The sequence below is a fragment of the Pseudomonas sp. GL-B-12 genome (assembly GCF_019955895.1).
Taxonomy (GTDB): Bacteria; Pseudomonadota; Gammaproteobacteria; order Pseudomonadales; family Pseudomonadaceae; genus Aquipseudomonas.
On the sequence record NZ_JAHBCX010000003.1, the window covers coordinates 114,296 to 135,535 of the forward strand.

Annotated in this window: 16 protein-coding genes; 6 read left to right on the plus strand and 10 right to left on the minus strand. The window is 61.2% G+C overall.

The genetic code is table 11. The annotated features are described in order from the left end of the window. Positions 1–11: 11 nt before the first annotated feature. The gene (locus KGA85_RS01875) at positions 12–1,631 is read right to left on the minus strand and encodes an FMN-binding glutamate synthase family protein (RefSeq protein ID WP_223458716.1); all 1,620 of its coding nucleotides are present in this window, start codon (positions 1,629–1,631) and stop codon (positions 12–14) included. Positions 1,632–1,812: 181 nt separating this feature from the next. Then, positions 1,813–2,613, minus strand: a complete 801-nt coding sequence (locus KGA85_RS01880; protein ID WP_008000231.1) for a helix-turn-helix transcriptional regulator — start codon at positions 2,611–2,613, stop codon at positions 1,813–1,815. Between the two features lie 124 nt (positions 2,614–2,737). On the opposite strand from KGA85_RS01880, the gene KGA85_RS01885 reads away from it, so the two are divergent. The 5 genes from KGA85_RS01885 (at position 2,738) to KGA85_RS01905 (ending at position 6,812) form a co-directional block, all read left to right on the plus strand. Beyond that, the gene (locus tag KGA85_RS01885) at positions 2,738–3,559 is read left to right on the plus strand and encodes a carbon-nitrogen hydrolase family protein (protein WP_223458719.1); all 822 of its coding nucleotides are present in this window, start codon (positions 2,738–2,740) and stop codon (positions 3,557–3,559) included. A 161-nt stretch (positions 3,560–3,720) separates the two neighbouring features. Continuing rightward, a complete protein-coding gene (locus KGA85_RS01890; protein ID WP_046041027.1) occupies positions 3,721–5,046 on the plus strand; it encodes an APC family permease in 1,326 nt (441 codons plus the stop codon). 169 nt (positions 5,047–5,215) lie between these two features. Continuing rightward, positions 5,216–5,650 (plus strand): NUDIX hydrolase, encoded by a 435-nt coding sequence (locus KGA85_RS01895; protein ID WP_223542862.1) that lies wholly within the window; start codon positions 5,216–5,218, stop codon positions 5,648–5,650. Positions 5,651–5,673: 23 nt separating this feature from the next. Next, a complete protein-coding gene (locus tag KGA85_RS01900) occupies positions 5,674–6,312 on the plus strand; it encodes a LysE family translocator (RefSeq protein ID WP_015093692.1) in 639 nt (212 codons plus the stop codon). A 2-nt stretch (positions 6,313–6,314) separates the two neighbouring features. Beyond that, positions 6,315–6,812: a GNAT family N-acetyltransferase gene (locus KGA85_RS01905; protein ID WP_223458723.1), complete on the plus strand. Its 498-nt coding sequence runs from the start codon at positions 6,315–6,317 to the stop codon at positions 6,810–6,812. Positions 6,813–6,931: 119 nt separating this feature from the next. Here the strand turns inward: KGA85_RS01905 and metR are convergent, their stop codons facing one another. Both metR and KGA85_RS01915 read right to left on the minus strand, forming a co-directional pair. Next, positions 6,932–7,849 (minus strand): transcriptional regulator MetR, encoded by a 918-nt coding sequence (gene metR / locus KGA85_RS01910; RefSeq protein ID WP_223458725.1) that lies wholly within the window; start codon positions 7,847–7,849, stop codon positions 6,932–6,934. A gap of 117 nt (positions 7,850–7,966) precedes the next feature. Next, on the minus strand, positions 7,967–13,201 hold the full coding sequence (locus KGA85_RS01915; RefSeq protein WP_223534247.1) for a dermonecrotic toxin domain-containing protein: 5,235 nt from the start codon (positions 13,199–13,201) through the stop codon (positions 7,967–7,969). A gap of 218 nt (positions 13,202–13,419) precedes the next feature. On the opposite strand from KGA85_RS01915, the gene KGA85_RS01920 reads away from it, so the two are divergent. Next, positions 13,420–14,454, plus strand: a complete 1,035-nt coding sequence (locus KGA85_RS01920; protein WP_223533235.1) for an alpha/beta fold hydrolase — start codon at positions 13,420–13,422, stop codon at positions 14,452–14,454. A gap of 153 nt (positions 14,455–14,607) precedes the next feature. Here the strand turns inward: KGA85_RS01920 and KGA85_RS01925 are convergent, their stop codons facing one another. The 6 genes from KGA85_RS01925 to KGA85_RS01950 all read right to left on the minus strand — a co-directional run bounded on the left by KGA85_RS01925 (position 14,608) and on the right by KGA85_RS01950 (position 21,164). Continuing rightward, a complete protein-coding gene (locus KGA85_RS01925) occupies positions 14,608–15,936 on the minus strand; it encodes a sigma-54-dependent transcriptional regulator (protein ID WP_223458730.1) in 1,329 nt (442 codons plus the stop codon). Further along, complete coding sequence (locus KGA85_RS01930) at positions 15,933–17,834, minus strand: sensor histidine kinase (protein ID WP_223458731.1); 1,902 nt, start codon at positions 17,832–17,834, stop codon at positions 15,933–15,935. Before KGA85_RS01930 ends, KGA85_RS01925 begins: the two co-directional genes overlap by 4 nt. A gap of 73 nt (positions 17,835–17,907) precedes the next feature. Further along, positions 17,908–18,642 carry an amino acid ABC transporter ATP-binding protein gene (locus KGA85_RS01935; RefSeq protein WP_007985725.1) on the minus strand — a complete coding sequence of 245 codons (735 nt, stop codon included), beginning with the start codon at positions 18,640–18,642 and terminating at the stop codon, positions 17,908–17,910. Then, complete coding sequence (locus KGA85_RS01940) at positions 18,639–19,310, minus strand: amino acid ABC transporter permease (protein WP_223458957.1); 672 nt, start codon at positions 19,308–19,310, stop codon at positions 18,639–18,641. The genes KGA85_RS01935 and KGA85_RS01940 overlap by 4 nt, the downstream gene beginning before the upstream one ends. Then, positions 19,310–20,056, minus strand: coding sequence for an amino acid ABC transporter permease (locus KGA85_RS01945; RefSeq protein ID WP_223458733.1), 747 nt, complete (start codon positions 20,054–20,056; stop codon positions 19,310–19,312). The genes KGA85_RS01940 and KGA85_RS01945 overlap by 1 nt, the downstream gene beginning before the upstream one ends. Before the next feature lie 193 nt (positions 20,057–20,249). Next, positions 20,250–21,164: a glutamate/aspartate ABC transporter substrate-binding protein gene (locus KGA85_RS01950; RefSeq protein ID WP_103394668.1), complete on the minus strand. Its 915-nt coding sequence runs from the start codon at positions 21,162–21,164 to the stop codon at positions 20,250–20,252. Positions 21,165–21,240 lie beyond the last annotated feature (76 nt).

Genomic DNA, 21,240 nt, shown 5'->3' on the forward strand with positions numbered 1-21,240 from the left:
CTGGCACAGGTTCAAGCCGCAACCACGTCATTAGGTTCGAAACTGTCCGCCTGCGCCATCTGCCACATCCGCGAATAAAACTCGCCATTCACCTCACCGGTCAGCAACTCGCCCGGCTTGAGGAACACGTGCAATTGCGAGAACAGCTTGATCTCGGTCGCCGACATGCGTCGCACCAGGTGCTTGGCCGACAGCTGCGACGGGTGTTCGAGGCCGGCGGCGGCGAGCATTTCCGCCAGGGCCTTGAGGGTGTTGCGGTGGAAGTTGAATACGCGCTGGGCCTTGTCCGGCACCACCAGCGCGCGCTGGCGCAGGGTGTCCTGGGTGGCGACACCGGTGGGGCATTTGTTGGTGTGGCAGCTCTGCGACTGGATGCAGCCGATGGCGAACATGAAGCCGCGCGCGGAGTTGGCCCAGTCGGCACCGATGGCCAGCACGCTGGCGATGTCGAAGGCGCTGACGATCTTGCCGCTGGCGCCAAGTTTGATCTTGTCCCGCAGGTTCAAGCCCACCAGGGTGTTGTGCACGAACAACAGACCTTCGCGCATCGGCACACCGATGTGGTCGGTGAATTCCACGGGCGCGGCGCCGGTGCCGCCTTCCTTGCCATCGACCACGATGAAGTCCGGGAGGATGCCCGTCTCTAGCATGGCCTTGGCGATTCCCATGAACTCCCACGGATGGCCGAGACAGAACTTGAAACCCACCGGTTTGCCACCAGACAGTTCACGCAGCTGTGCGATGAAATGCATCATTTCGATCGGCGTGGAAAACGCGCTGTGGCGCGACGGTGACACACAGTCTTCACCCATCAGGATGCCGCGGGTTTCGGCGATTTCTTTGGTGACCTTGTGCTTGGGCAGGATGCCGCCGTGGCCCGGTTTGGCGCCCTGGCTCATCTTGATTTCGATCATCCGCACCTGCGGCGTCCGGGCTTGTGCCGCAAAGCGTTCCGGGTCGAAGCGGCCGTCGCTGGTGCGGCAGCCAAAGTAACCGCTGCCCAGCTCCCAGGTCAGGTCGCCGCCGTTTTCCCGGTGATAGGGGCTGATGCTGCCTTCGCCGGTGTCATGGGCGAAATTGCCGAGCTTGGCACCCTGGTTCAAGGCGCGGATGGCGTTGGCGCTGAGGGAGCCGAAACTCATGGCCGAGATATTGAACACCGACGCCGAATACGGCTGGGTGCACTGTGGGCCACCGACTGTCACCCGGAAACTGCTAGGGTCGCTCAACGGCGCCGGGCGCATGGAGTGGCCGATGAATTCGAAACCCGACTGGTACACGTCAATCAGCGTGCCGAAGGGTTTGTCGGCGGTTTCATTCTTGGCCCGGGAATAGACCAGCGAGCGCTGGGCCCGGGAGAAGGGCAGGGCGTCACTGTCGGATTCGAGCAGGTACTGGCGGATTTCCGGGCGGATGCCTTCGACCAGATAACGGATATTGCCGAGGATCGGGTAATTACGCCGCACGGCGTGGGGACTTTGCAGCAGATCGAACAGGCCGATCAGGCTCAGGACGGCGGTGACGGCGGTGATTGGCCAGAGCCAGTCGTATTCAAGAAACGGCAGGCTGGCGAGGGTGAAAATCACGCAGGCGGCAAAGAAGGCGTAGCGGCTCAGGAGTGACAGGCTCATACGGTTTCCTTGGGTTCGGACTCAATAACGTTCAGCGCAGCGGGTGCATGGATACAGAGATCCCCTGTGGGAGCAGGCTTGCTCGCGAAGACGGAGTCACATCCAGCATTTTTGTTGACTGACACACCGCTTTCGCGAGCAAGCCCGCTCCCACATAAAAGCAAAGCACTCCACTGGGCTGTCAGGCATTTTGTGCCTGGAGAAAAATCGAAAACAGCTCGGACTGGGATTTGATCCCCAGCTTGCTGTACATGTGTTTCTTGTGGACTTTCACGGTTTCGACAGAGATTTCCAGCTTACGGGCGATTTCTTTACTGGAGCAACCGCTGAGCATCAAGCGCCCGACATCCAGCTCCCGGGCGGTCAACTGCGCGCCTTTGAGTTGCTGCACCGAGGCCTCCAGCTGTACCCGCCAGTCGGCTTGCGGCGGTGCGGGGGCCAGGGCCACGACTTCGTTGATTTCATAGGGTAGACGCTGGCGCAACAAACCGAGCACCCACGGCTGGATCAACGACAACAAGGCGATCTGCTGGCTGCTGAAGCGCTGCGTGCTGCCCAGCGACAGGCACAGCGTGCGGTCGCCTTCGAGCTGACAATTGAACTGGATTTCGTCGGCCACCACATTCAGACGAAAGTAGCGCTGGTAATACTCGGTCAGCTCGAAGTGCTCCGGGGCGACTTCCGACAGGCGATACAGCCCGGTGCGAGACTGCTCGCGGCAGGCGATATAGAAGGGGTCGAGCAGGTACAGGCCGCGCAGGTAATCCTGGAACAACTGGTCAGGGCTGCCGTCTTCGCCGGGGCATTCGGCGAACACCTGGGGGCGCTGATCGGCACTGAAAAGCAGCGCCACCCAGCTGTCGAAGGACACGTACTGGTCCAGCAGGCGTACAAGCTGGGTCCAGAAATTGGGCTTGTCCAGGGCGTCGATCAGTTGCCCCACCGAGCGGTGCCAGGCGATGTCGTCCAACGAGAGTGTCATGCATCTACCCCTATCGTGTTACCCCAGCGGCGTAATTCCCCGCCCGGTTGCTTGCTGCGCATACTGGCGCACAGACACCGACCGGGCAATCTTTCTGCCGCCCGGTCCATAACAAGGAATACCCATGAAGGTCGAACTCGCCCAATTGGCAGGCCGTGACAACGATACGGCTTACAACCTCGAACGCACCCTGGCGGCGATGGCTGCGTGCGCTGCCGATACGCAGCTGATCCTGTTCCCCGAAGGCCACTTGATGGGATTCCCTTCGGCCGAGTCCGTGGCCGAGGTGGCCGAGGCGCTGGACGGCCCGTCCGTCAGTGCGGTGATCGCCGCCGCCCGCGAGCGCAATATCGCCGTGGCCATCGGCATGGCCGAGAACGACAACGGCCGCTTCTACAACACCACGTTGTTGATCACCCCCGAAGGCATCGCGCTGAAATACCGCAAGACTCATTTGTGGGCCTCGGATCGCGGTGTCTACGAGGCGGGCGATCGCTACGCCACCTGCCTGTGGAACGGCGTGCGCGTGGGCCTGCTGATTTGCTACGACATCGAATTCCCCGAAAGCGCCCGCGCCCTGGCGCAACTGGGTGCCGAGTTGCTGCTGGTGACCAACGGCAACATGGACCCCTACGGTCCGACCCACCGCACCGCGATCATGGCCCGCGCCCAGGAAAACCAGGCGTTTGCGCTGATGGTCAACCGGGTGGAAGAGGGTGACGGTGGTTTGTTGTTTGCCGGTGGCAGCGCATTGGTCGATCCGCTGGGCACCTTGTTGTTCGAAGCCGGACGCGAGGAAGGGCAGTTTGCGGTCGAGCTGGACCTGAACCAGCTGACAGCGGCGCGCCAGGATTATCGCTATCTGGATGATCAGCGGCTGAGGTTGCCGGGGGAGGTGGTTGAGCATGTTTCTGGCGTGCGGGAGCTGCTGATTCCTGCGCGCTGATCCGGATTCCGTGTTGGCTGGGCTGACGCCTTCGCGAGCAGGCTCGCGATGAGGCCCTTCCGGACAACACACCCGTCTGATCGAAGAACAACAATGCAACACCCGTAATTTGCGCCGAACTCGGCTCTGCCATAAATCTAATAATTCCGGAGTAGTCGCTCATGGCTCGTTTACAACGCACCTTGTCATTAGGGTCGGTGGTGCTGTTTGGCATCGCCTACATGACGCCGATCATTGTGCTCGGCACCTTTGGCATCCTCGCCCAATCCACCGCCGGCATGGTGCCGGCCGCGTACCTCGCGGCGCTGGTGGCCATGTTCTTCACCGCCATGAGCTACGGGCGCATGGCCTCGGCGTTCCCGGTGGCCGGCTCGGCCTACAGCTATGTGCGCAAGGCCATCAGCCCGAAACTCGGGTTCATCGCCGGTTGGGCGGTGTTGCTCGATTATCTGTTTTTGCCAATGGCGATCTGGCTGATCGGCGCGGCCTACCTCAACTCCGCATTCCCTGCGGTGCCGCAGTGGATCTGGGTGCTGGCGTTCATCGGCATCACCAGCGCGATCAATATCGTCGGCCTGAAACTGGCCAACGGCATCAATGCCTTACTGATGCTGGTGCAGTTTTTGGTGCTGATCGCCTTCGTCGCGCTGTGCGTGCATTACGTCGGTGGTGATGCGAGTACGCCGTTGTGGTCGATCAAACCGTTCTTCAATGGCGACATGCAGATGCCGCTGATCATGAGCGGCGCGGCCATCGCCTGTTACTCGTTCCTGGGCTTCGACGCGGTCAGCACCCTGACCGAAGAAACCCGCGATCCACGCCGCACCATTCCCCGGGCGATCATGCTGATCACCCTGATCGGGGGGCTGATCTTCGTCGGCGTCTCGTACTTCGTGCAGATTGCTCATCCGTCGTTCCAGTTCGACAACGTCGACTCGGCGGCCTATGAAATTGCCCGCAACATCGGTGGCGACCTGTTCGTGTCGATCTTCCTGATCGGCCTGATCGTCGGCCAGTTCGCCTCGGGACTGTCGGCCCAGGCCAGTGGTTCGCGACTGCTGTACGCCATGGGCCGCGACGGCGTGTTGCCGAAAGCGTTTTTCGGCACCCTGCACGAACGCTTCGGTACGCCGATCAACAGCATCCTGCTGTGCGCGGTGGTGGCGTTACTGGCACTGAAACTGGACGTCACCACCTCGACCTCGTTCATCAACTTCGGCGCGTTCCTGGCGTTCAGCCTGGTCAACCTGTCGGTGATCTTTCATTACTGGATCGGTGGTGAGAAAAAAGGCCCGCGTGAGTTCGTGCTGTTCCTGCTGTTCCCGTTCATCGGCCTGGCAGCGGATTTGTGGCTGATGGTCAGCCTCGATCATCTGGCGGTGTATCTGGGGTTGAGCTGGCTGGCGATTGGCGTGGTGTACCTGGCGGTGTTGACCGGTGGTTTCCGTCGGCAGCCACCGGAGATGGATTTCCAGGAAGCTGCATAAAGGAAACTGTAGGAGCGAGCTTGCTCGCGATAAACCTGAGGGCGCCGATGGGCATCTGGTTTTACGCGTTTTCGTTCACGACCATCGTCGGAACGCCGCCCGGAGCAAGCTCGCTTCTACAGGGCGGACATGTGATCCTTGCCGCTTTTGAGTCAAGGGCCTTCTGTTTATGTCGACGTTTCCCATGCCTGTTTCCGGGACTATTCGCATCGCCGCCGCCCTGTTGATCGGCCCTGACGGCCGCACGTTGCTGGTGCGCAAGCGCGGCACCACGGCGTTCATGCAGCCGGGTGGCAAGATCGAGCCCCATGAATTGCCGGTTCACGCCCTGGCCCGGGAGCTGGAAGAAGAGCTGGGTCTGGACATCGACCCGGCGCAGGCCGTTTACCTCGGTCACTTCTCGGCACCGGCCGCCAACGAGCCGGGTTTTGTCGTACACGCCGAGCTCTTTCAGCTGAATATTGATTCGAATGTCACCCCGGAGGCAGAGATCGAAGAAGTGATCTGGATCGACCCGGCCACCGATGGCGGTGTCAGCCTGGCGCCATTGACACGGGACCTGATCCTGCCGTTTTATCGAGCATCGCTGACCGCGATCGCCTGATCATTACGCAAAGGACTTCGCCCATGATCCCGCTTCAAGACCTGCTGATTTTTGCCGCTGCCGCGTTGCTGATGGTGCTGACGCCCGGGCCGAACATGATCTACCTGATCTCCCGTTCGATCTGCCAGGGGCGCAAGGCCGGGGTGATCTCGTTGCTTGGGGTGGTCGCCGGATTCTTCGTGCACCTGTTTGCCGCGGCCGCCGGTTTGACCGCGGTGTTCCTGGCGGTGCCGATGGCCTATGAGGTGTTGAAGTGGGCCGGTGCGCTGTACCTGTTGTGGCTGGCCTGGCAGGCAGTCAAACCCGGTGCGCGCTCGCCGTTCGAGGCGCAGCAGTTGCCCCCGGATTCGTCGCGCAAGCTGATCACCATGGGCTTTCTGACCAGCGCCCTGAACCCGAAAATCGCGGTGTTCTATCTGTCGGTGTTTCCGCAGTTCATCACGCCGGAGCATGGCTCGGTGTTCAGCCAGAGCATCATCCTCGGCCTGACCCAGATCAGCGTCAGTTTCTGCGTCAACCTGCTGATCGCCATGTTTGCCGCGGGCATCGCCTCGTGGTTCGTCAACAATCCGACCTGGCTGGCGATGCAGCGCTATTTCATGGGCTTCGTATTGTCGGGGCTGGCACTTCGCCTGATGCTTGAGCAAAAACGGATGGCTTGAGCATGTGGATCGAACGACTGGATGCCAGCCATGCTCTGGACTACCGGGCGCTGATGCTCGAAGCCTACGACCTGCACCCGCATGCCTTTACCTCGAGCGTGCGTGAGCGGGCGGCGATGCCGCTGAGCTGGTGGGAGTCGCGCCTGACCGGCAAGCTGGACGTGGTGCTCGGGGCGTTCGAAGAAGGCCGGTTGGCCGGCATTGTTGGCCTTGCGTTCGAGCCTCGGGAAAAGGCCCGGCACAAGGTGACGCTGTTTGGCATGTATGTTTCACCGACGGTCCGCCAGCGCGGGCTCGGCCATCAACTGGTTCAGGCTGCCTTGGCCGAGGCGTGCAACCGTGAGGGTTTGCGCCTGATCCAGTTGACCGTCACCGCCGGCAACGAAGCCGCGTTCAACCTCTACCAGCGCTGCGGTTTCGTCCAGTTCGGCCTGGAACCGATGGCGGTGCGGGTGGGGGAGGATTACTTCGACAAGATCCATATGTGGCGCGAAATATAAGGGTCACCAAGATCCTTGTAGGAGCGAGCCTGCTCGCGATGGCGGCGTGTCAGTCTGCAGATATTGAATGTCAGACCGCTATCGCGAGCAGGCTCACTCCTACAGGGATTTTTGTTGCTCTATCGAACTGCGCTAACCCCATCCAATGTCGAAAACGACGTGTCCTTGGCCGTCAGCAAGAAGTCGCGCATGTACGGCGCGTCGAGCATGTCGGCACGGATCGCCGCATACAGCGTGGCGAACAAACCTTTCTCACCCAGCCGCTTGGCTTTCACGTAACCCCGCGAGCTGTATTCATGCAGTGCCCAATGAGGCATGCCGCACACGCCGCGACCGCTGGCCACCAGTTGCATCATCATCACCGTCAGTTCCGAGGTGCGGACCTGGGCCGGTTCGATGTCGGCGGGTTCGAGGAAGCGGGTGAAGATGTCCAGTCGGTCCCGTTCCACCGGGTAGGTGATCAAGGTTTCCGGGAGCAAGTCTTCGGGGACGATATAGGCCTTGCTGGCCAGGCGGTGCTGGTTGGCCACCGCGAGCATCGCTTCATAAGTGAACAGCGGTACATAGGTGATCCCGGCCAGGTCCACCGGATCGGAGGTCACCACCAGGTCCAGGTCGCCACGGGCCAGGGCCGGCAGCGGGGCGAAGGAAAATCCCGAGGCCAAGTCTAGCTCGACTTCCGGCCAGGCGTCGCGGAACTGGTCGATGGTCGGCATCAGCCACTGGAAGCAACTGTGGCATTCGATGGCCATGTGCAGGCGACCGGCGGTGCCACCGGCCAGGCGACTGATGTCGCGTTCGGCGGCACGCAGCAGCGGCAGGGTGGCGTCAGCCAGTTGCAGCAGGCGTAATCCGGCGCTGGTGAAGCGCACCGGTCTGGTCTTGCGCACGAACAGCGGCATGCCCATGCGCTCCTCCAGCTCCTTGAACTGGTGGGACAGGGCTGACTGGGTCAGGTGCAGGCGATCGGCCGCATCCACCAGGCTGTCGGCTTCGCGCAAGGCGTGCAGGGTCTTGAGGTGACGGATTTCAAGCACCGGGGGCTCCATGAGGAAAACTTGTCGATAAATCGAAAAGGTTGAGTTTGTCTCATGTTGATGCCGCTGTCGACCACAAGCACGGCGGAGCACATTGCGTGCCCCGCCGTTGCTGCTTTACAGCGTGGAAAAGTGTTTGTTGCCCAGCGGTTTGCCGATGTCGCCGCGCCAGATCGCCTCGACCGTACCGCCACTGGCGGCCACGTCCTTCTGCCATTGCAGGCCCAGGTTGCGTTGTTCCGGCAGTTTCAGATGGCCTTTGACGAAGTCGCTGAACTGAGGCTTGGCCGAGGTGTAGTGGAAGTGTGCGTACCACAGGGTTTGCGCCGGTTCGCTGCGCAGGTCGCGCACCTCGTATTCCTGCAGGAAATCCCGCCGTCCGTCTGCGCGTTTGCCCAGGTCGCGCAAACCGCCTTCCTTGCGGATGTCCACCACTTGCTGTTCAAGCAGATAGTCCAGATAACCTTCGGTCGGGGTTTTGCTGCTCATGCTTTGATCGATGCGCAGGGTGCGCCCTGTGCGCAACATCTCATCCGCCCGATTGCGCAATTGCAGCGCCACAGTCTCGGCGGGGGACAACCGTTCGATGGCCTGGGCGCGCGTGATCAACTCCGTGGCCTCGCTGCTCATCATGTGCTCCAGGTCGACGGGCAGCATGTTTTGCTGCGCATAGCCTTTGACTTTGTTGGTATAGGCGTCCGCGGCCCCCAGCCTTTTTCCGGCCTCTGTCAGCAGCGGCCTGACATCGGTCGGCAGCATCGGTTGCGCGGAGATAGCTGGTTCACTGAGATGATATTTACCGCTGGAGCGGGGCAGCCAGGTTTCCGTACGGCCATCGACACCTTCGATGGTGAAGCGCTGTTGCCGCGTCGTGGTGTCGGTACTGGCCACGCCGATCAGCAACTGGTTGTCCTCGGTTTCGAACAATTGCCGTCCGGAGCGTTCTTCCACTGGCGTGATGGTGGAGCGGTTCTTGAGGGCATGGCGAGCGAATGCTTCCATCTGATCGAGGTTATCCAGAAACACAGTGACTTGCTCCAAGTCCAGGTGTTGCGGATAGCCCAGTGTCCAGGCGCCAAGCTGGCGACGGAATTGGGTGTAAATGGCCTGGCAGTCTTCGAAAACCCTGTTGCGCTGGCCGACGTTGGAGCGTACTTGCGGCAGTTGATGTTGGGTCAGCAGGGCACGTCCGACCTTCTCGCGGGACTTTTTCAACTGCACATGGAAGTAAGTCCACGACAGGTCGTCGACAGCGTCGTAGTGGGTGATGGTTTCCAGCACATGCGCCGCCTTCAGGTACCGGTAGTTGGCATCGCTGTATGCGTTGTTCAGCAGTTCGACGGTCTTGGCCACGTTCTCTTTATGCTTGGGGCGGGTGATGCGGCGGTTCCATCGGTTGGCTTGCTCGACGGCCTGGTGTTGCTGGTCGAATTCCTTGATAAAGGTTTTTCGGACCTCCTTGCGCTCGGCCATCAGTTTCAAATGTGCGGCGGTATCGTTGACCGGCGTTGAATCCGAACGGGTGATCAACTGTTCGATCCGGTCGAGGCTTTCCACCAGTCGCTCCCTGGCCAGGCCGATCCTGCGGTCCAGGCGGTCGACGACAATCCAGGCGCAGCGGCTTTGGATGTCATTGATCTGGGCGCGATTGTTGCCATGACTCAATGCCATCAGCTCTTCAAGGGTCAGGTACAAAGCCTGTGCGGTTTCGATATCGTCCAGGCAGGCAAGCTCGACATCGGGGCGAAGTGCCAGGCGCTGCGCGGGCGCAAGATCGTAGTAGCCCTGCACCAGGTTGTTGTTCTTGCGGGTCTGGGTATCGAGGCGCCGGGTATAGGCATCGGCGGTGTTTTTCAGGGTCAACTGGCGACGCAAGGCCCGATCCGTCCACCAGCGTGGCAGCCAGCGGCGAATGGCGACCGGCCAGAGTGGGTCCAATCCATCGGCCATGTGCCCAAGCACCGCGCCACCCCCTACGCCGCCGCCTTCGATCACGGTGCCGTACACCGCGTAGTGGGTGTTCCAGTGGCCGGACTCATCGAGGGCGACAGGCTGTTTGTAGGTCCGGCTGCTGGTGCCGCTCAAGCGCCAGCGGGGTGGATTGCCCTCCAGTTCGATGCGATAGATTCGCCCCTGGCTGACCATGAAATGGCCGTCAGCGTGACGATATACCTGGCGATAGACGCCCTCGGTGCCCGGTTGCAGGCCGGCGAGGGAGATCATCTGTTCGTATTCATAGCCCTTGAAGCGTTCCAGGGTTCGTTGTGCCTGGCGCTGCGTCGAACTCCTCAGGGCGCCGGCGCTTTTGCTGACGGCGCGCAATTGGCGCTGGCGGGTGATGGCAAGCGCCGCCGAAGGTGCTGCACTGGCACCGGGCAGCACATCCATGGCCGCGTCGATTAGTGACAACAGCACCGCTTCAACCTCGGCCAGCCCGTGGCCGACATCCCCGCGCATGAAAGCGGCCACCGCCAGGTTGGCGCTGTTCCAGGCGTCGTACAGGGCGATGGTCGCACCGACGAAAGGCAGCATGCCCACGGCCATTTTCAGGTAGTTGAACATCGCGCCGGACTTCAGGGCGACTTGCTCCAGGTACAAGGCATCATTGGAGCGCGATGTCACCCGATGGGCTTCCAGTAAACGACCCATGTGCACGTTCAGCAGATGCGCCGCCAGGGAGGTGCGGGATGGCCAAGGCGTACCGACGCCGATCAGACCGTCGAAGTTTCTTACTCGCGCCTCGTTGATTCGACTGACGTGATGAGCGAACTCTCCGGTCAAGGCCCGTCCGGCGAGATAGGTGACCGTGGAGCTACGCAGGCAATCGTTGAACAGCCGTATCCGCGCCTGCTCAAGGTTGTCGAACTGGCGCACAAACACACCGTCCGGGCTGTCCGGCAGGTAGAGCAGGGTCAGGCCACTGATCCGCTCGACAATGAAGGTCACGCCAGACAGGGTGCTCGGCCCTTGGCCAGGGGTGTCGCTGCCGCCGACTGTCAGGTGCGCGGGAAGCAGTTCGATCCGTTTGCCATTGGCGCTGAAGGCTTCGCGGCTGCTGGCATCGATGGCGATGCCCAGGACTTGTTGGCCATCGGCATTGATGTCTTTGGCGAGCACGGCGAACTCGCCTTGCAGGCGCAGCATAAGGTGCCAGGGTTCGCTCAGGCATTCGTGGCGGTATTCATTGCTGAAGGCCGGTGCGGTCGAGGTGCCGAGGAAGGTTTCACGGATCAGCGTTTCATACTGTCCGGCCAGGTCCAGTTCGGTGACCATCTTGCGCAGCCAGGTCGGGGTGATGCCGGTTTTCAGCTTCTGCTGATCTGTCGGGTCGCCGCCGCTGGTCTCGACTTGCATGAACGACAGTCGCCATGACATCGCCTGATCAATGTTGCTTTGCGCCAGGTCGCCGAGGGACAACTTGCTGCGTTGCTGGCTGGCGACCAGCACATTTTCCTGGGGTGTTCCCGGTGCCGCACCCTCGGTGACGACCTTGCGCCAGGCGGTGGAGTCAGGCACGTCCAGTAGCACGTCAACGTTGCGGGTCAGGCCGAACGCCTTGTGCAGGTGGGCATCAATGGCCTTTTTGCTGAATGCATCGCGGGGCGGCAACTCGCGCTCCAGCCATTCATGGGAGCGCTTCATGGCCTTGATGTATGACTTGAACAGCGACTTGATCCGATCACGTTGTGCGGCGGATAGGGTGTCGTGCCACGCTGGCAAACGTGCGGCCAGTGCACTGCTGTGAACTTGCTCGACAATGTGCTGGTGCGCCAGCTCCCGGGCTGCGGGGACAGGAACCGTCAGGCAGGCGAGGGTCTGTTCACGCAGCTTTTCCAGTTCTGTCTCGCGTTGGCTGGCGCGAGCTGGAACCGGGTTGGCGGTCAGCAGCCGGGCCACTTGTTGTTCACAACTGTGAAGCTGATTCTGCAAGGCGTATTCGAACGGGTTCGCAGTCAGCGGCAGCAGTTGCAGCGCTTGAGTGCTGTCGTTGGCCGCAAGTTTGAACAGCGTCTGTTCCAGCGCCTGTCGAGAAGCGAACCGTTGCAGGCCACCGAAGCGTCCGGGCCAGTAGAGCAACAGGCTTTCGGTCGAGGGCGGCAGCAAGGCCGACGGCCGGGAAAACAGCAATACACCGTCCAGCTCCCGGGATTGTGTGCGGGTGGTGTCACCTTCGGTGTCCGTCATCGACAACACCAGGCACGCGACCACCACCCCGGCTGGGCGTGGTAGATCCGGTGCATCCAGCACGCTGATCAGCCATTGATGTTCCTCGTGGCTGATCTGGTTCAGGCTCAGTTGCAGCCCGGCTTCGGTGCGCAGGCCGTCCAGGCGCGCCTGGTAAAGGGCGGCGTAGTGCGGGCGGTTTTTGTGGCGCAGCTCCAGCATTTTCTGCGCACTGTCGGTGTGCAGCAGCGCGGTTGCGGCGGTGGTGCTGGCCTGCTCGGCCGTGGTGAGGGCGTTCATTTGCTGTTGCAGACGTTGCAGGCGCGGGTCAGTGTGGTCGCCCTGAAAGTTCTCGCCCAGCAAAGCGTCCAGTGCCGTCTGCTGTTGCGCCAGTGCCTGGCGACGGATGCCCAGTGGTATATCGGGGCTCAACTGGCCGAACAGGACATCGTCATCGTTGGACTCCACGTCGGGCAGGTCGGCGGGCAGGGCCAGGATCAATTCGTTTCGCGGCCGGTCGTCAGGTGCGACGAGCAAACGCGACCACAGGGATTCGGCGCTGGTCTGCAGCACCCTCTGCTCAAGTACTGTGTAATCGACACTGACTGTGCCTGTCGGTAACCGGGGTTGGTCGAACACCTGCGGCTGATGTTCGATCAGCCAGCTTTCCATTTCATCGCGACTTTGAAAGGTCATCCAGGCGGTTGTCCGGGAAGGCAAGTACAGCAACTGAGCGACCGGTTGCCCCGTATCCCGGGTGATGACCAGCGCGCCCGATAGCTCCACTGATCGCGCAGTGTCATCCTTGAGTCGCAGTTGCTCGACGTAGAAGCGCGGGGTGTCAGGTGTTGTCGCCTGTGCGGGTGGGTCGATGATCGCCTGCAGTGTCTTGATCTGTTCGGCTTGCAGAATGCCCTGCGCAAAAGCCCATTGGCTCGACGCCTCGAAATGCTGGCGGTACAAGCGGTTTGTCTGTGCCTTGCGTGACTGATCCGTACCGCGCGCCCGGGCAGCCCACCAATCGCTATCGAGAGGTGATTGCGGGCTCTGCGCCATGAGCGCCCGCCACTGCTCACAGCAATCACTCCAGCGCGCTGCGGCGCTCAGGCTCAGGCCTTGGTCCGGGTTGACGGACAAAGGGAAGGTAAGGCCGAAATCGGCCGTTAGGGGTGTGGTTTCGTCAGCCATGACGATGAGTCTCCAGAAAGCCGGGCCGTGCCGGCGGTACGGGCATTAGGAGGCAGTCGTCAAACGGTCGGGTGGTACATAGTTATTGCGAGGCTGAATCTGACGCCGGATGACCGCCCGGCACTCTTCATCAAACTGTCATGGAACTGTGGCAGCGCGCTTGAACAAACTTCATCAGACTCGCGCTCTACTGGGGTTCTGCGTTTTGGTGTTTTTTCATGGGTGCTTCATTCTTTTCACGCATCGTATTTTTGACCGCGCTGTTGTTCGGCCTGCCGTCCCTGGCGGCTTCGCGTTGTGACGTCAATGTTCCGACCGAACGGGTGGATCTGGCCCAGGTAAGCCTGGCGTACCAGAGCATCGGTCGTGCGTCGGATCCGGCATTGCTGCTGGTGATGGGCCTGGGCGGGCAATTGATTCACTGGCCGGACGAGGTGGTGGTTGCGCTGTGCCAGCAGGGGTTCCGGGTGATCCGCTATGACAATCGCGATGTCGGCCTGTCGACCTGGCGGCAAGCACCGGCCGAAGCCAACCTGACCTTCGAAGTGCTGCGCTACAAGCTAGGGTTGCCGGTGTCGTCGCCGTACTCGCTCACCGACATGGCCGACGATGGCCTGGGACTGATGGACGCCTTGCACATCGATCAATTCCACGTGTTGGGCGCCAGCATGGGCGGGATGATCGCCCAGCACATGGCGGCCATGGCACCGCAACGGGTCGAGAGCCTGACCCTGATCATGACCACCTCTGGCGCCGAAGGCTTGCCGGCGCCGAGTGCGGCGCTGGTGCAGTTGTTGGCCCGGCGCGGTGCACCGAACCGCGAAGTGGCCCTGGAGCAACAGGCCGACTTGCTGGCGGCGCTGGGCAGCCCGATGGTCACCGATGATCGCCAGGCGCTGCTGCATCAGGCGGCGCTGTCCTATGACCGGGCGTTCAATCCCGAAGGCGTGAAACGCCAGATCATGGCCATTCTCGCCGAGCCGAGCCGGGTGGCGTTGCTCAACCAGTTGCGGGTCCCGGCACTGGTGGTGCACGGCACGGCCGACCCGCTGCTGCCGGTGATGCACGGGGTGCATCTGGCGGCGCATCTGCGTGGCAGTCAATTGATCTTGATTCCGGGCCTGGCCCATCGCTTCCAGGAGGCATTCAAGGCGCCGTTGCTGGGGGCAGTGTTGCCGTATTTGCGCGAGCACCGTGAAGACACTTCACACTGGGCACAGATCGAGCCTGTGGCCGATCGCAACCTTCTCTGACCCTCCTATTACTTGTGGGAGCGAGCAGGCTCGCTCCCACAGGAGAATGCATTTATCCGTGAAAGCGTAGCCAGACAGTCACCAAAGCCGTGGCCGCCATCAATCACGCCAGCACCATCGCCGCGCCCAGGGTTGCTTTGAGAATCAGGTCCATCAGTGGCTTAGCCCGTACTTCTTGACTTTGTCGAATAAGGTGGTCTTGGCCATGCCCAGTTCCTGGCTGGCCTGGGTCAGGTTGCCGCCGCTGCGTTGCAAGGCATCGCTGAGCAGGTTGCGCTCGAACGCCTCCACCGCTTCGGCAAAGGCCAGACCCTGATTGCTGGCGCCGGCACCGGTTTTCTTGAACGCTGGCAGGCCCAGGGCAAAGCGCTCGGCAACGTTACGCAGTTCACGCACGTTACCCGGCCAGTCGTGGCTCATCAGGTTCGAAACGGTCTGGTTGTCCAACTCCGGCACCGTGCGGTCGAAGCGTAGGGACGACTGCTGCAAGAAGTGCTCGAACAGTTGCAGGATGTCCTCGCGGCGCTCGCGCAGCGGTGGCAGTTCCAGGGTCACTACGTTGAGGCGGTAATACAGGTCGCTGCGGAATTCGCCGGCCTTGCTCGACTCGACGAGGTCGGATTTAGTCGCTGCGATGACGCGGCAATCCACCGCTACGCTCTGGTTCGAACCGAGGCGTTCGAGGGTGCGTTCCTGCAACACCCGCAGCAGTTTGATCTGCAAGGGCAGGGGCATGCTTTCCACTTCGTCGAGGAACAGCGTGCCGCCGTCGGCGTGTTCGATCTTGCCGATCCGTCGTTTGCCCGCGCCGGTAAAGGCGTTGGCTTCGTGGCCGAATATTTCACTTTCGAACAGGTTCTCCGGCAGGCCACCGCAGTTCAGCGCGACGAACTGCTTGGTGTGCCGCCGACTGAAATCATGCAGGCAGCGCGCAACCAATTCCTTGCCGGTGCCGGTCTCGCCTTCGATCAGCACGTTGGCCGAGGTATCGGCAACGTTGGCGATCAGCTCCCGCAGGTTCTGCATGGCCGGCGAGCGACCGATGATCCGTCCTTCCAGGGAATCACGTTCGGCCAGTTGCCGACGCAGCGACGTCACCTCCCGCGCCAGGCTGCGTTGCTCCAGGGCGCGGCGGGCGACGTCCACCAGACGTTCGGGGGAGAAGGGTTTCTCCATGAAGTCGTAGGCGCCTTTCTGCATCGCGCCGACGGCCATGGAAATGTCGCCGTGGCCGGTAATCAGCACCACCGGCAGGCTGCGGTCGCGGGCCTTGAGGCGGGTCAGCAACTCCAGGCCATCGATGCCCGGCAGGCGAATGTCGCTGACGACAATGCCGGCGAAGTTGTCGCCGACCCGCTCCAAGGCTTCTTCGGCGCTGCCCACGCCAATGCAGGGAATGTCTTCCAGGGTCAGCGCCTGTTGGCAGCCGAGCAGCACATGGGGGTCGTCTTCGACGATCAATACACTAAGGTCGTTGTTCATATTGGCTCGGCGGGAGTGGGGCTTACCAACGGTAAACTGAGGACGAATGCGGTACCACCGCTGGCCGGGTGCTCGACACCCAGGTGACCGCCGGTGGCGGCGGCCAGGCTGGCGGAAAGGGTCAGGCCCAGGCCCAGGCCCTGTTCGCCGGGTTTGGTGGTGAAGAACGGTTCGAACAGGTGCTTGCGCGCTTCGGCGTCGATGCCGTGGCCGTTGTCACGCACGCGCAGGCGGTATTTGCCATCGAACGCTTCGCCTTCGAGCCACAGCTCGGGTTGTGGCTGCGCTTGCATGGCGTCGAGGGCGTTGCCGATCAGGTTGACCAGAATCTGCTCCAGGCGGGTCTGGTCGATTTGCACCTGCACATCGGTGAAATCGCGGTGCAGTTGCAGGTGAATGTTCTCCACCCGGCCACCGAGCAATTGCAGGGCCGCGTCCACGCCTTTGCCGAGGCAGGCCTGACCCTTGTCGTCACCGCGCCGGGCAAACGAGCGCAGGCTGGCGGTGATCCGGCCCATGCGGTCGATCAGTTCGTTGATGGTCTTGAGGTTGGTGCTGGCCACGTCGAGCTGGCCGCGCTCGAGGAAGCGCACGGTATTGCCGGACAAGGTGCGCAGCGCCGCCAGCGGCTGGTTCAGTTCGTGGGCGATGCTGGTGGACATCTGGCCGATGGCCGCGAGTTTTCCGGCCTGTACCAGTTCATCCTGGGCGCGGCGCAAGGTCTCTTCGGCGAGCCGGCGTTCGCGGATCTGGCCCTTGAGCCGTTCGTTGCTGGCGCGCAGGTCGGTGGTGCGTTCGGTAATCCGACGCTCCAGCTGGTTGTTGGCTTCCTGCAAGGCTTCCCGGGCCGCGAGGCGGGTGGCGATCACCTTGCGCCGCTCGTTCCAGGCGATCAAAAGGAACGCCAGGAGGGCAAACGCCACGGCCACCAGGATCCCCTGGTTGATCGCTTCGCGGCGCAAATCCTGGAGCGGCGTGAGCAGGGTGAAATTCCACGGCGTATCGCTCAACGGCCGGGTTTGCGCCAGGTAGCTGATGTTTTCGTCGTCGGACACCAGTTCGCTGTTGGCCGGGAACGTGAGTTTTTCCACGCCTTCGGACAGGGTTTCCCGGGCCAGCGGCTGCAGTTCGTTGAGCGGGAACCAGTAGTACTGCAGGCTGCGGGCGAGTTTTTCCTTGGTTTCTTCGCTCAGCGGCACCACCGATTTCAAGCGCCGCGCCGGATCGCTGGACAGAATGATGATGCCGTTTTCGTCGCTGACGAAGGCTTCCAGGCGTGCCCGTTGCCAGCGTTCTTCCATGGCTTCCAGGCGGACCTTGACCACCGCGACGCCGATGATCTTGCCGTGTTCTTCCAGGCCGTGGGCCAGGTAGTAACCGGGTTCGCCGTTGGTGCTGCCGATGCCGTAGAAGCGCCCCGGCTGACCGCGTACGGCGTTCTGGAAATAGGCGCGAAAGGACAGGTCTTCACCCAGGTAACTGTCGACATCGCGCCAGTTGCTGGTGGCCATGACGCGGCCGGTGGTGTCCATCACGTAGATGGCCCGACTGCGGCTGCGCCGGTTCAGGCCTTCGAGGTAATCGTTGACCGTTTGCCGGTGTTCCGGGGTCGGGTCGGCCAGCAGCTTGGAAACACTGGTTTCGAGTTCCAGCAGGCTGGGCAGGTAGGTGTATTTGCTGATTTCGCTTTCGACGGCACGGGCGTGCAGTTCCAGCTGGCGCTGGCCGTTTTCGCTGAGGCTGCGGATGCCGTAGTGCTCACTGATCCAGAAGCCGATACAGCCCAGGCCGATCATCATGGCGATGATCAGCGGCGGCAGGAACAAATGACGAACCAGACGGGGTTTCACGGCGAGTGATGGCGACGCTGCGCGATAAAGATTGGGGTCGCATTTCATCACAGATGCCTTGGGTCAACCACAACGCAAATCTCAAGATCACCACTGAACCAGTGTGGGAGCGGTGTTTTTCTTAGTGCTGCAGAATCTTGTTGAGGAAGTGCTGCGTGCGATCGGCGCGGGCGTTGATGTCGCCGAAGAACTCTTCTTTCTTGCAGTCTTCGATGATCTTGCCGGCATCCATGAAGATCACCCGGTCCGCGACTTTACGCGCGAAGCCCATTTCGTGGGTCACGCACATCATGGTCATGCCCTCGTGGGCCAGTTGCACCATCACGTCGAGCACTTCGTTGACCATTTCCGGGTCCAGCGCCGAGGTCGGTTCGTCGAACAGCATGACGATCGGGTCCATCGCCAGCGCACGGGCAATCGCCACACGCTGCTGCTGACCACCGGACAGTTGGCCAGGATGCTTGTGGGCATGGGCCGAGAGACCGACGCGCTCGAGCAGTTGCAGGCCTTTCTTGGTGGCTTCTTCCTTGCTGCGGCCCAACACCTTGATCTGCGCGATGGTCAGGTTCTCGGTGATGGTCAGGTGCGGAAACAGCTCGAAATGCTGGAACACCATGCCCACGCGGGAACGCAGTTTCGGCAGGTTGGTCTTCGGGTCAGCGATGGAGGTGCCGTCGACCACGATGTCGCCTTTCTGGAACGGTTCCAGGGCGTTGACGCACTTGATCAGGGTCGATTTGCCGGAACCGGATGGCCCGCACACCACGATCACTTCGCCTTTTTTGACCTCGGTGCTGCAATCAGTCAGTACCTGGAAGTCCCCATACCACTTGTTGATGCTTTTGATAGAGATCATACGGCGAACCTTTTTTGCAGACGCTTGACCAGCTGCGAGGCGGCAAAGCTGACGGTGAAGTACACGAGACCCGCGAAAATCAGGAACTCATTGGAGCGGCCAATGATGTCGCCACTGGCGCGCGAAGCATTGAGGAAGTCCACCAGGCCGACGGCGTAGACCAGCGAGGTGTCCTGAAACAGGATGATGCTCTGTTGCAGCAACAGCGGAGTCATCTTGCGGAACGCTTGCGGCAGGATGATCAGGCGCATCATCTGCCCGTAAGTCATGCCCAGTGCCTGGGCAGCGCCCATCTGGCCCTTGGGAATCGACTGCACACCGGCACGGACGATTTCGCAGAAGTACGCCGCTTCGAACATCATGAAGGCCACGATGCACGAGGCGAACGCGCCGATCGGCGTGTCTTCGCCGGTGATCCAGCGTAATACGAACGGCACCGCCAGGTAGAACCAAGTGATCACCAACAGCAGCGGGATCGAACGGAAGTAGTTGACGTAGGCGCCGGCGATATTCGACAGCAGCTTATTGTGGGACAGACGCATCAACGCCAGGACGGTGCCGAGGATGATGCCGCCGATCACGCCCATGGCCATCAGCTTGAGGGTCATGATCATGCCGTTCCACAGGCCTGGCAGGGACGGGATGATGCCCGAGAAGTCGAATTCCATCATTTACCCCCTACGGAGATCAGGCCCGGTACGGCGACTTTCTTCTCGACCAGGCGCATCAGCAACATCAGGCTCATGTTCAGGGTGAAGTAGATCAGCGTTGCCAGGGTAAAGGCTTCGAACAGGTTGGCGGAAAACTCGGCGGTCTGTTTGGTCTGCGCGAGCAATTCCATCAAGCCGATCAGCGAGGCCACGGAGGTGTTCTTGAAAACGTTCAAGAATTCCGAGGTGAGCGGCGGAATGATGATCCGGTAGGCCTGGGGCAGCAGCACGTTCCAGTAGATCTGCGGCAGTTTGAAACCCATGGCACGGGCTGCGGATTCCTGGCCTTTTGGCAGGGCCTGGATACCGGTGCGCACCTGTTCGCAAACGCGAGCCGTGGTGAACAGGCCCAGGCACACGACGACGCTGAGGAAGGCCGAGGTGGTCGGGTTCAGATCCTGCTTGTACCACTCTTGTAGGTCCGCCGGCAGCAGGTCGGGTACCAGGAAGTACCAGATGAACAGCTGCACCAGCAGCGGCACGTTACGGAAGAGTTCGACGTAGCAGGTGGCGATGCCCGATACGATGCGATTCGGCACGGTACGCATGACACCCAGGATCGAGCCCAGTGTCAGGGCGATGATCCAGGCCGCGATGGCGATGCCGATGGTCCAGCCCAGACCAGTCATGTACCAGTCGAAATAGGTCTCGCTGCCCACGCCGGTGGACTTGAAGAACACGCCCCAGTCCCAGTTGTAATTCATTAGGGTCTCCCCTCAGTTCAATCGATGTACAAGTGCCCGCTTGGGGGAAGCTCCGTTCCCGCCTGACCTTGAGAGTCAGGCACACGCGCTCGGCTCGACAGCCACCGGTTCGAGTGTTTCCAGAAATGCCAGCAGGAAGTGACCACCTCCTGAAAGGGCGAGGGCCCTCTCAGGAGATAAGGTTAGTCAGAAATCAGGATTTCTTGTCGTCAGCCGCTTTATCGGTCGGATTGGCGATCAGGGCCTTGAGCTCGTTGCTCATCGGGAAGTTCAGGTTCAGGCCTTTTGGCGGGATAGGTTGCATGAACCATTTTTCGTAGATCTTGTTGATCTCGCCCGATGCGTAGGTGGCCTTGATGGCGTCATCCACAGCCTTTTTGAACGGCTCGTCGCCTTTGCGCACCATGCAGCCGTAGATTTCGTAGGACTGTGGAGTGCCGGTCACGGCCCAGTCACTGGCCTTCTTGGCCTTGGCAGCCTCACCGGCCAGCAGGGCGTCGTCCATCATGAAGGCCACTGCACGGCCGGTTTCCAGCATCTGGAACGACTCGCCGTGGTCTTTGGCGGAGATGACGTTCATGCCCATCTGCTTGTCGGCGTTCATCGCCTTGAGGATGCGCTCGGACGTGGTGCCGGCGGTGGTCACGACGTTCTTGCCGGCCAGGTCAGGGAAATCCTTGTACTTGGAGTCTGCCTTGGACAGCAGGCGAGTACCGATTTCGAAGATGCCAACGGAGAAGTCAACTTGCTGCTGACGCTCGACGTTGTTGGTGGTGGAACCGCACTCGAGGTCCACGGTGCCGTTCTGCACCAGCGGGATACGGGTTTGCGAAGTCACCAGGTTGTACTTGACCTGGAGGTTCGGCATGTCGAGGTCTTTTTTCAGCGCTTCGACGACTTTCAACTGGATGTCGTGGGAATAGCCGACCGGTTTGCCGGAAGCGTCTGCAATGTAGGAAAACGGAATGGAAGCGTCGCGATGGCCCAGGGTGATGGTGCCGGACTCTTTGATCTTCTTCAGGGTGCCGGTGAGTTCGGCGGCGAAAACTGGAGTGCTGATCAGAGCGGCAGCAATGGCTGCGCCCAGGATGTGGGGAACGATGCGCATCAAATTTTCCTCGACATTGTTTTTTTTATGGAGCCAGTTCATCGGCCCTTTTGTGCTGCAAAACACCTGAGCGCTA

Bases quoted from the DNA above. Each gene is read 5' to 3' on its own strand.
- KGA85_RS01875 (WP_223458716.1), bottom strand. From the start codon at position 1,631: ATGAGCCTGTCACTCCTGAGCCGCTACGCCTTCTTTGCCGCCTGCGTG.
- KGA85_RS01880 (WP_008000231.1), bottom strand. From the start codon at position 2,613: ATGACACTCTCGTTGGACGACATCGCCTGGCACCGCTCGGTGGGGCAA.
- KGA85_RS01885 (WP_223458719.1), top strand. From the start codon at position 2,738: ATGAAGGTCGAACTCGCCCAATTGGCAGGCCGTGACAACGATACGGCT.
- KGA85_RS01890 (WP_046041027.1), top strand. From the start codon at position 3,721: ATGGCTCGTTTACAACGCACCTTGTCATTAGGGTCGGTGGTGCTGTTT.
- KGA85_RS01895 (WP_223542862.1), top strand. From the start codon at position 5,216: ATGTCGACGTTTCCCATGCCTGTTTCCGGGACTATTCGCATCGCCGCC.
- KGA85_RS01900 (WP_015093692.1), top strand. From the start codon at position 5,674: ATGATCCCGCTTCAAGACCTGCTGATTTTTGCCGCTGCCGCGTTGCTG.
- KGA85_RS01905 (WP_223458723.1), top strand. From the start codon at position 6,315: ATGTGGATCGAACGACTGGATGCCAGCCATGCTCTGGACTACCGGGCG.
- KGA85_RS01915 (WP_223534247.1), bottom strand. From the start codon at position 13,201: ATGGCTGACGAAACCACACCCCTAACGGCCGATTTCGGCCTTACCTTC.
- KGA85_RS01920 (WP_223533235.1), top strand. From the start codon at position 13,420: ATGGGTGCTTCATTCTTTTCACGCATCGTATTTTTGACCGCGCTGTTG.
- KGA85_RS01925 (WP_223458730.1), bottom strand. From the start codon at position 15,936: ATGAACAACGACCTTAGTGTATTGATCGTCGAAGACGACCCCCATGTG.
- KGA85_RS01930 (WP_223458731.1), bottom strand. From the start codon at position 17,834: ATGAAATGCGACCCCAATCTTTATCGCGCAGCGTCGCCATCACTCGCC.
- KGA85_RS01935 (WP_007985725.1), bottom strand. From the start codon at position 18,642: ATGATCTCTATCAAAAGCATCAACAAGTGGTATGGGGACTTCCAGGTA.
- KGA85_RS01940 (WP_223458957.1), bottom strand. From the start codon at position 19,310: ATGGAATTCGACTTCTCGGGCATCATCCCGTCCCTGCCAGGCCTGTGG.
- KGA85_RS01945 (WP_223458733.1), bottom strand. From the start codon at position 20,056: ATGAATTACAACTGGGACTGGGGCGTGTTCTTCAAGTCCACCGGCGTG.
- KGA85_RS01950 (WP_103394668.1), bottom strand. From the start codon at position 21,164: ATGCGCATCGTTCCCCACATCCTGGGCGCAGCCATTGCTGCCGCTCTG.